We start from the raw sequence: 5,351 nt of genomic DNA, 5'->3' as shown, positions 1-5,351 counted from the left end.
GGCCTGGACCGGGCCAAAGACGGCCGACGTCGGCGAGCGACCACACCCGATTTTCCCGCATGCGCGGCGCTCCGAAGGAGCCCAGAAACTGACAGGGCAGACACCCCGGGCGTACCGCTGCGATGGCACCACGACCCTTCTGCCGGACCGCGCCTCAACACCGTTCAGGCACGTAGCAGTTCGCTGATCTCCGCGACCGTGGCCTTGGCGGTGCGGCTCGCGCCGACCAACGTCGCCGACGCGGCGCCGGTCCAGTCGCCGTAGCCGAGTAGGAAAAGGCGGGGCTCGTCGACCGACCGGGTGCCCACGGTCGGCACCCGATCGTCGGCGACGGACAGTCCGAGGGGCGCCAGGTGCGCGAGATTCGGCTGGAAGCCCGTGCACCAGATGATGGCGTCGCAACCCAACTCCGTACCGCTGGCCCAGGCGACACCGCCCGGGGTCAGCCGCTGGAACATCGGCTGCGCGGTGAGGACGCCGCGGGCACGAGCGTCGCGGACGCTGGGAACCATGACGATGTCACCGACGTCGGATACGCCCCGCGGGGATCCCTGCTCAGCGTGCCGTGTGGCCACGCCGAACAGGACCCGCCCGTCGACATCGTCGGGCATGAAGCGCGGTGGGCGCAGCGCGACCCAGGTGGTGTCGGCGACCTGTGACACCTCGGCAAGGATCTGGGCGGCCGAATTACCCCCACCGACGACCACCACCCGTTGGCCTCGGAACGGCTCCGGCGAGTCGTAGTTGACGGTGTGTGGCTGGAAGCCGGTGAACCGGTCGCGCCCGGGCAGGTCGGGGATGTAGGGACGTTCCCAGGTGCCGGTCGCGGAGATCACGTACCGGGCCCGCCAGGTGCCGGCCGAGGTCTCCACCTGCAGCTCGTCGCCGACAGCGCGGACGGAGTGCGCTCGCACCGGACGGTGGACCCTCAGCTCGTAACGGTGCTCGTAGGCGCGCAGATAGTTCACGACATGCTCGGCGGTCGGAAACGCCTCACCCTCCTGCCGGGGCATCCCCCATCCGGGCAACGGACTGTACTCGGCCGGAGAGAACAAGCGCAGCGACCTCCAGCCGTGCCGCCACGCCCCGCCTGGCTGGGACTGGGCGTCGAGGATGCTGTAGTCCAGCCCGGCGCGGCGAAGGTAGTAACCCGCCGCCAGTCCCGCTTGCCCCCCGCCGAGAACCAGCACCTCGCGCGACCCAGACATGCCCGGCACCCCCTCTCGTCAACCTGACCATGCCGGCGGAACACGGCGGCCGCGCCCCAGGGCCCACAGCTGTCCAGTGCGCGCGGCGGGCACCAGCCACCTGCGGCAATGATCACCGACGGGCGATGCTGAGAGTTCACCCGCCCCTGCCGACGGGGTACACGCGGCGTCCCATGAACGAACAGCCGTACCGGTTCGAGCGCCGAGGGTTCCCCTCGCCGATCTTCGTCGGCATCGGAATGCCCGGACAACGCTCGTCGGCCACCGGCGCTTCACGGCGTGGTCGCACCAGCCCCGCGTCGAATGCCGCGATCACCAGCTGCGCCCGATCCCGGGCGGCCAACTTCGCCAACAGGTGCGTGATGTGCGTCTTCACCGAGATCACCAGGGCGGCGGCGATCTCGTCGTTCGACAGACCGCCCCCGATCAGCGTGAGCACCTCGACCTCGCGGCTGGTCAGCCGACACAGCGTCGGCGTCGGTCGGTCCGGGCGGGGCGCCGCGACGTAGTGCGCGACGAGCCGGGTAAGGATCGACGGCGCGAACAGCGATTCACCGTGACGGGTGCGGCGGATCGCGTCGATCAGCTCTTCGGGGCGGGCGTCCTTGAGCAGGAAACCGGACGCGCCTGCGCGCAGCGCATCGTAGACGTACTCGTCGAGGGCGAACATGCTCAGGACCAGAACGCGGGCGGTGGACAGCGCCGGGTCGGCACAGATGCGACGGGTGGCCTCGATGCCGTCGAGGTACGGCATCCGGACGTCCATCAGGATGACGTCGGGGCGCGTGGTGCGGGCGCACGCAACGGCGTGCGCACCGTCAGCGGCCTCGCCGACGACAGCCACATCCGGCTCGTTGTTGATGATCATGGCGATGCTATGGCGCGACTACCGGGGTACGGCGCGGAACCATGTCTCCCGGTCGCCCGGGTCGGGGCCTCGCCGCGGCAACGTCGGCGGGTCCTCGCCGGTCACCGGCGCGTAGTGGTCGAAGGTGGTGGTCAGGACGGCCTCACCCCCGGTGAGGTCGGGAAGGGCGGCGACGACCTGCGGCACCCGCGCGGACGGCAGCGTGCCGCTCACCTCGAGGTACCCGCCGGCGACGGCGGTGGCGTCCACGACCGCGCCGAGCCGCCCCAGCACAGCCATCACCGTCTCCACCGCGTGCGGGGGGAGGTTCACGTCGAACCGCTCGATCGGTTGACACACCCGGGTGCCGGCCCGGCGCAGGGACGCGGCGACCACGACCGGGGCGAGGTTGCGGAAGTCCGCCGCCACCGTCGAGATGGACTTGTCGAACCTCTGGTGCGGCCTGCTCTGCCGCGGCCAGTACCGGGAGGCGGTCATGGTGACCGTGCAGTCGGTGACCGGCCAACCGTGGCGGCCCTGCCGCAGCGCCGCCCGTACCCCCTCCTCCGTGGCGGCGACGAACGCCGGCGGGAGCCGACCGGGCTCGACGCCGGGGCGGAACTCGATGCCGTGCCCGATCGGGGCGGCGTCGATGCGCAGTCCCAGCCCGGCCAGGTACGGGTTGCCGCGCTCGCGCACCCGCTCCTCGGCGGCTCCGGACCCGGCCACCCGCTCGATGCAGGCCGTCAGCGTGCCGGAGAACCGCACCCGAACGCCGTACCGGTCCTCCATGAGCGCGGCCAGCACCTCCTTCTGCACCTCGCCGTGCAGGCGGACGACCGCCTCCGCCTGCTGCTCGTCGAGGCGCAGATCCACCAACGGGTCCTCGTCGGCCAACTCGGCCAGGCCGGCGAACATCGCCAGGCGCTGCGCCGGGTCCACCGGCTCGACGACCGCCTGCCTGGTCGGCGGCGGGAACCGGTAGACGTGCCGCCGCGGTGGGTCCCCGACGTGCTGGCCGATGCGGGCCGACAGGCCGCGCACCGCCGCGATCTGCCCGGCGGACACCGAGGGGCGCACCAGGGCGCCCTCGGGCTCGACGACGGCGATCTGGGTCACCGTCTGGGGATGGGCGTCGGCGAGCCGTATGCGGTCGCGCACGCGCAGCCGCCCGGACCACAACCGCAGCCAGGCTCGCCGCCCCTGCCCATCCCGATCGACGGCGAAGACCGTTCCCGAGAGGGCGCCCTCCCGCTGCGGGGAACGCGGCAGCAGGTCCGCGAGCAGGCCGCACAGCTGCCGCACCCCGGCGCCGGTGATCGCCGAGCCGCACACGAGCGGGCTGAGCCGGGCGTGGCGTACCGCGTTGCGGAGCGCGCGCCGGGCGTCGCGGACGCGGACCGGCTCGTCCGCCAGCCACCGCGCCGCCACCGCGTCGTCGACCTCCGCCACCGCCTCCATCACCGGTTCGGCGTCGAGGCCCACCGCCCGCACCCGGGCGTCGCGCGTGCCCTGGCCGACGACCGTGCTGAGCACGACCGGACGTGCCCCGAGCCGGTGGCCCACCTGGGCCACCACTCGGTCGACGTCGGCGCCGCGGCGGTCCACCTTGTTGAGGAAGAACACCGTCGGTACGCCGATGCGGCGCAGCGCCCGCCAGATCGCCACGGTCTGCGGCTGCACGCCCTCCACGCTCGACACGACGAGCACGGCGGCGTCCAGCACGGCCAGCGACCGCTCGACCTCCGCGATGAAATCGGGGTGGCCGGGGGTGTCCAGCAGGTTGACGGTCAGATCACCGATCGTGATCGACGTGACGGCGGCCCGGATGGTGATGCCGCGCCGGCGCTCCAGCTCCATCGAGTCGGTCCGCGTCGTGCCGGCGTCGACGCTGCCCAGCCGGGACACGGCACCTGCCTCGTAGAGCAGGCGCTCGGTCAGGCTGGTCTTTCCGGCATCAACATGGGCGACGATTCCGAGGTTCACCAATGCCACAGCAGAACTCCACGATAGGACGGTCAAGGGTCCGGAACGTGGAAGCTGCTCGCATTGTCACTCCTCGTCGTGGTCGCGGCGCCGACGCCGGTGATGGACGTACGGCGGTGAGCCGTCGCCAGGTTCGCACAGCCGCCACGCCGCCACCACCGAATTCGTACGGCCCGACCCTCCGCGCCCGCGACCGAGCCGTCAGGTGCGTGCGTCGAGCCAACGGCGCCAGCTCGTGCGGGTCGGAGTCTGCTCGGGGTGCGCGGCCACCTGGAGGATGAACTGCGCTCGGAGCTGGACCAGGGGATCGTCGGCGAGCGTCAGCATCTCCACCTCGTGGAGAAGCGGCGAGTCGTGGAGGTGACGGACCAGGCTGGCGTACAACCAGTCCTTGCACCGATACGGCCGCCTCAGTGCCGCAAGAGTCAGCTCGGCGATCTCGGGCTTGATGACCTCCGGGAGACCGCGCCGGTTGAAGTGGCGAAGGACCGTCTCCTTCGTTCCCCAGCGGGACCACATCCACGACTCCGGCGCATCCCACTCCTCGGGATACTCCGTCTCCCAGCGCAGGTAGAGGGCGGCGATCGGCGCCCACCGCGCGTGGCCGGCGCGGTCCTCGTCGGAAGCGTCTCGGAAGGCGCGGAAAGGCCCGTAGATCGTCTGGTCCTCACGCCACCGGAAGTCAGCCCGCGCGCTGTCCAGCGCTGCGGCCAGCCGGGCCTGACTGGACCTCGACCGGTAATGCGCTGCCCACAGGCCGTTCGACAGGTGCAACGCGTCGCTCGCCGCGGCGAGCAGTGCCTGATGACGAGCAAGCGCCTGACGCCGGACGATCGGGTCGACCGCCACCAGGTCGAACAGCCAGGAGTAGTCGCCGCGCGGCTCCGCGAACACCACGGCAGCTTGCCATCCCCGCGCGCCCAGGAGGTAGGCCACCGGCACGTGCCGTTCCCCTCGTAGCGCGGAGGTCAGCGGGGATAGGAGGTTATGGCTGGCTCGAGACGCTGGTTCGATGCGGAGTTCCGTACGGAGACGGTGCGTACCGCTCGGGAGACTGGGAAGTCGTCGCTCCGCCTCGCGGGGTAACCCCTCCTCCGGGCGTAGGCGGTACCTCAGTCAATCAACACGTCGTTCGCTCTTCGTCCCCGTGGCGGTCGCTACGTGCGGCTGTGGATGGTACTGCGATGACGCCGTGCGCCCATGTAGTTCGGTATCTGCTAGCGGACACTGAAAAATCCATGCTGACGGACAGTTGAGTCCCTTCTCGCGGACAGCAGAAGTCCTGCTGGGCGGTCAGGTGATCTCCGTCT

At 71.2% G+C, this 5,351-nt stretch carries 3 protein-coding genes and 1 pseudogene; all 4 read right to left on the bottom strand.

Going from position 1 to position 5,351, the window contains the following annotated elements; translation table 11 throughout:
• Nucleotides 1-164: 164 nt before the first annotated feature.
• The gene (locus ACIBTV_RS31320; RefSeq protein ID WP_396710782.1) at nucleotides 165-1,208 is read right to left on the bottom strand and encodes an ArsO family NAD(P)H-dependent flavin-containing monooxygenase; all 1,044 of its coding nucleotides are present in this window, start codon (nucleotides 1,206-1,208) and stop codon (nucleotides 165-167) included.
• A gap of 238 nt (nucleotides 1,209-1,446) precedes the next feature.
• Nucleotides 1,447-2,082: pseudogene (locus ACIBTV_RS31315) on the bottom strand (response regulator); the annotation flags it as partial.
• Between the two features lie 12 nt (nucleotides 2,083-2,094).
• Nucleotides 2,095-4,050, bottom strand: a complete 1,956-nt coding sequence (locus ACIBTV_RS31310; RefSeq protein ID WP_396710780.1) for a GTP-binding protein — start codon at nucleotides 4,048-4,050, stop codon at nucleotides 2,095-2,097.
• Nucleotides 4,051-4,242: 192 nt separating this feature from the next.
• Nucleotides 4,243-4,983 (bottom strand): hypothetical protein, encoded by a 741-nt coding sequence (locus tag ACIBTV_RS31305; protein WP_396710778.1) that lies wholly within the window; start codon nucleotides 4,981-4,983, stop codon nucleotides 4,243-4,245.
• Between the last annotated feature and the right edge of the window lie 368 nt (nucleotides 4,984-5,351).

It is taken from the genome of Micromonospora sp. NPDC049366 (assembly GCF_044466625.1).
In the GTDB taxonomy this organism is placed as follows: domain Bacteria; phylum Actinomycetota; class Actinomycetes; order Mycobacteriales; family Micromonosporaceae; genus Micromonospora.
The sequence above is the reverse complement of the archived record's forward strand: the minus strand, read 5'-3'. Positions and strand labels throughout refer to the sequence as shown.